The organism is Allobosea sp. CER48 (assembly GCF_044752385.1).
Classification (GTDB): Bacteria; Pseudomonadota; Alphaproteobacteria; order Rhizobiales; family Beijerinckiaceae; genus Allobosea.
Window position 1 is genome coordinate 1 of the sequence record NZ_JBIWYK010000346.1, and the last position, 3,472, is coordinate 3,472.

General features: G+C 66.7%; 4 protein-coding genes. All 4 read left to right on the forward strand.

From position 1 onward, the window contains the following. The first annotated feature begins 54 nt into the window (after positions 1-54). The 4 genes from ACIPIA_RS12500 to ACIPIA_RS12515 all read left to right on the forward strand — a co-directional run bounded on the left by ACIPIA_RS12500 (position 55) and on the right by ACIPIA_RS12515 (position 3,236). Positions 55-819 (forward strand): arginyltransferase, encoded by a 765-nt coding sequence (locus ACIPIA_RS12500; RefSeq protein WP_400509983.1) that lies wholly within the window; start codon positions 55-57, stop codon positions 817-819. A gap of 114 nt (positions 820-933) precedes the next feature. Beyond that, positions 934-1,581: an RraA family protein gene (locus ACIPIA_RS12505; RefSeq protein WP_400509976.1), complete on the forward strand. Its 648-nt coding sequence runs from the start codon at positions 934-936 to the stop codon at positions 1,579-1,581. A 144-nt stretch (positions 1,582-1,725) separates the two neighbouring features. Then, positions 1,726-2,040, forward strand: coding sequence for a UxaA family hydrolase (locus ACIPIA_RS12510; RefSeq protein ID WP_400509978.1), 315 nt, complete (start codon positions 1,726-1,728; stop codon positions 2,038-2,040). Next, complete coding sequence (locus tag ACIPIA_RS12515) at positions 2,037-3,236, forward strand: UxaA family hydrolase (protein WP_400509981.1); 1,200 nt, start codon at positions 2,037-2,039, stop codon at positions 3,234-3,236. The genes ACIPIA_RS12510 and ACIPIA_RS12515 overlap by 4 nt, the downstream gene beginning before the upstream one ends. Positions 3,237-3,472 lie beyond the last annotated feature (236 nt).

Below are 3,472 nucleotides of genomic sequence, written 5' to 3' on the forward strand. Positions count from 1 at the left end.
TGCTGCCGCTGCCGGTGCTACATTGACATGCGCAGCTTTTCCGGAGCCCGCGACGTGACGCGCCCCTTGCGGGATGCCCCGCAATTCTACCTGACCTCCCCGACCACGTGCCCCTATCTTCCGGGGCGCGAGGAACGGAAGGTATTCACGCATCTCGTCGGCGCGCGGGCGCGCGAGCTCAACGACGTGCTCTCGCAAGGCGGCTTCCGCCGTTCGCAAAGTATCGCCTATCGCCCGGCCTGCGAGAGCTGCCGCGCCTGTGTCTCGGTCCGGATCTGCGTCGATGACTTCCGCTATTCGCGCGGCTTTCGCCGGGTTCTGGCACGCAATGGTGACCTGATCGGCGAAGCAAGGCCGCCGCAGCCGCGGTCCGAGCACTACTCGCTGTTCCGCGCCTATCTCGACGACCGCCATCCGGACGGCGGCATGGCGACGATGTCGGCGCTCGATTTCGCGATGATGGTCGAGGACACCCATGTCGAGACCCATCTCATCGAATACCGGCGGCGCGGCCCCGACTCGGGCTTCACCGGTCGTGGCGAGGGCGACCTCTTCGCGATGGCCCTCACCGATACGCTCGGCGACGGGCTCTCGATGGTCTATTCGGTCTACGATCCCGCGCTGGAACCACGCTCCCTCGGCACATTCATGGTGCTGGACCATGTCGCGCGGGCGCGGCGCCTCGGCCTCCCCTATGTCTATCTCGGCTACTGGGTCGATGGCTCGCCCAAAATGGCCTACAAGGCGCGCTTCCTGCCGCAGGAGCGCTTGATGCCGCAAGGCTGGGAACGCGTCGATCGGGCTGATTCAACCGATTGAAACGCATTCGCGACGCGCGCAAAACGCGCTTGCGACGTTTTCCCGCGCCCGGCACTGTGCCGCCAACGGCCAGCGCGACACACCGCCGCGACACACATGCCGACCGGAGGAAACATGAGCGAAGACCTGACCCAGCGGCTGGAGCGTTGCTACACCGGCATCATCCACGACACGATGCGGGCGATGGGCCTGAAGGACTTCGTGCTGCCGCCGGAACTGCGGCCGCTCCTGCCCGGCCAGAAGCTTGCCGGGCCCGCGTTCACGGTCGAGGGCAAGACCGGCGAGTTCGACGCCCATGAGACGTTGCTCGGCTGGACCGGGCTGCTCTCCGCCGCCAAGCCCGGCCATGTCTGGGTCTGCCAGCCCAACACCAACGAGATCGCGCTGATGGGCGAGCTTTCGGCCGAGACGCTGAAGAACAAGGGCGTGCGCGGCTGCGTCATCGACGGGCTGTCGCGCGACACCGAGTTCATGGTCGAGATGGGCTTCCAAGCCTATTTCAAGGCGTACACGCCGCGCGACATCGTCGGCGCCTGGCTGCCCAAGGCGGTCGACGAGCCGATCAAGATCGGCGACGTCTGGATCCGGCCGGGTGACTACATCCTCGCCGATCGCGACGGCGTCGTCCGCATTCCCGCCGAGATCATCGAAGAGGTTCTGGACAAGTCGGAGACGGCGATCTCGGCTGAAAACAAGGTCCGCACCGCGATCCTTGCCGGCACCGACCCGCAGCAGGCCTACCTGCAATACGGCAAGTTCTGAGAGAGTTGCAGCCCTCATCCCGAGGAACCGCGAAGCCGGCGTTTCGAAGGATGGGTCCGGAGCCTCCTGAAGCATCCTTCGAGATGCCATTCCCAAGAGAATGGCTCCGCGGGATGAGGGCTCCGCTTCAAGAGGAGCGATGCCATGCCCCACGATCCGCGCCTCATCCTGCTGGATCCGCGCGACAATGTCCTTGTGGCGCGGGTGCGGCTGAAAGCCGGCGACACAGTCGAGACCGGCAGCGGCCCGGCAGCGCTCGATCGCGATATCGCGCTCGCTCACAAGATCGCCCGTCGCGCCGTCGCGGCCGGTGAGAAGATCCTGAAATACGGCGCGCCGATCGGCGTCGCGACCGAGGCGATCGCGGCCGGCGCGCATGTCCATGTCCACAACATGCGCAGCGACTACACGCCGACCTATCATCTGGAAGACGAGCGCAAGACAGGAGCCTCGGTATGAGCGAGATGCGCGGCTATCTCCGGTCCGACGGGCGCAAGGGCATCCGCAACACCGTCGCGGTCGCCTATCTCGTCGAATGCGCCCACCATGTCGCGCGCGAGATCGCCCTGCCCTGGCGCGAGGAAGGCGTCCACGCGATCGGCTTTCCCGGCTGTTACCCTAATCCTTATGCCGAGCGGATGATGGAGCAACTCTGCACCCATCCGAATGTCGGCGCCGTGCTGCTGGTCTCGCTCGGCTGCGAGAGCTTCAACAAATACGCGCTCGAGCGGACGGTCCGCGCCAGCGGCCGCCCGGTCAAGACCATCATCATCCAGAGCACCGGCGGCACCCGCACCTCGATCCGCGAAGGCCGGGCCTGGGTCGAGGAGCAGCGCATCGCTCTCGACGCGCAGGAGACCGTGCCGATGGCGGTGTCCGAACTCGTGATCGGCACGGTCTGCGGCGGCTCGGACGGGACTTCCGGCATCACCGGCAATCCCGCCGCGGGGCGCGCCTTCGACAAGCTGATCTCCGAGGGCGCCGCCTGCATCTTCGAGGAGACCGGCGAATTGATCGGCTGCGAGCACATCATGGCGGCGCGAGCTGTCACGCCCGAGCTCGGCGTCGAACTCGAGAAGTCGGTGGCCAAGGCGGCGCGCTACTATGCGACCCTGGGCTACGGCTCCTTCGCTGCAGGCAATGCCGAGGGCGGGCTCTCGACCATCGAGGAGAAGTCGATGGGCGCCTATGCCAAATCCGGGGCTTCGCCGATCTCGGGCCTGATCAAGCCCGGCGACGTGCCGCCGCATGGCGGGCTTTACCTGCTCGACGTGGTGCCGGACGGCGAGGTCCGCTTCGGCTTCCCCAACATCAACGACAACGCCGAGATCGCGGAGCTGATCGCCTGCGGCGCGCATTGCGTGCTGTTCGTGACCGGCCGCGGCTCGGTCGTCGGTTCCGCGATCTCGCCGGTAGTGAAGATCTGCGCCAATCCGGAAACCTATCGCCGCATGTCCGAGGACATGGACGTCGATGCCGGGCGCATCCTCGAAGGGCATGCCGGGCTCGACGAGGTCGGCCAGGAGATTCGCGACCTCGTCGTCTCGCTCGGGCAAGGCGGCAGGACGAAGTCGGAAGAGCTCGGCCATCAGGAGTTCATCCTGACCTACAAGAGCTTCGAACCACTCGGTCCGGCCTGCCTGCCGGCGGCGTGAGCCGGGCGCGTCACGAAGCGCGCTTCCGCCGCCCGGAATGATCGGCTAAGTCCTTTTTCATGAAGGGGACGACAGGGCGAAGGAACTGGCACAGGAGCGCGCTCGCGCTGCTGGCCGTTTATGCCCTCGTGCTGCAGACGACGCTCGCGGCGCTCGCCGCGGGGCTTTCGGCACAACCGTCGCCCACGTTCCTGCACCCGCTCTGCGCGCCCGGACAGGCGGCGCCGGCCGAACCT

Excerpts from the sequence above, each read along its gene's own strand:
- ACIPIA_RS12505 (WP_400509976.1), top strand. The coding sequence starts at position 934 with ATGAGCGAAGACCTGACCCAGCGGCTGGAGCGTTGCTACACCGGCATC.
- ACIPIA_RS12510 (WP_400509978.1), top strand. The coding sequence starts at position 1,726 with ATGCCCCACGATCCGCGCCTCATCCTGCTGGATCCGCGCGACAATGTC.
- ACIPIA_RS12515 (WP_400509981.1), top strand. The coding sequence starts at position 2,037 with ATGAGCGAGATGCGCGGCTATCTCCGGTCCGACGGGCGCAAGGGCATC.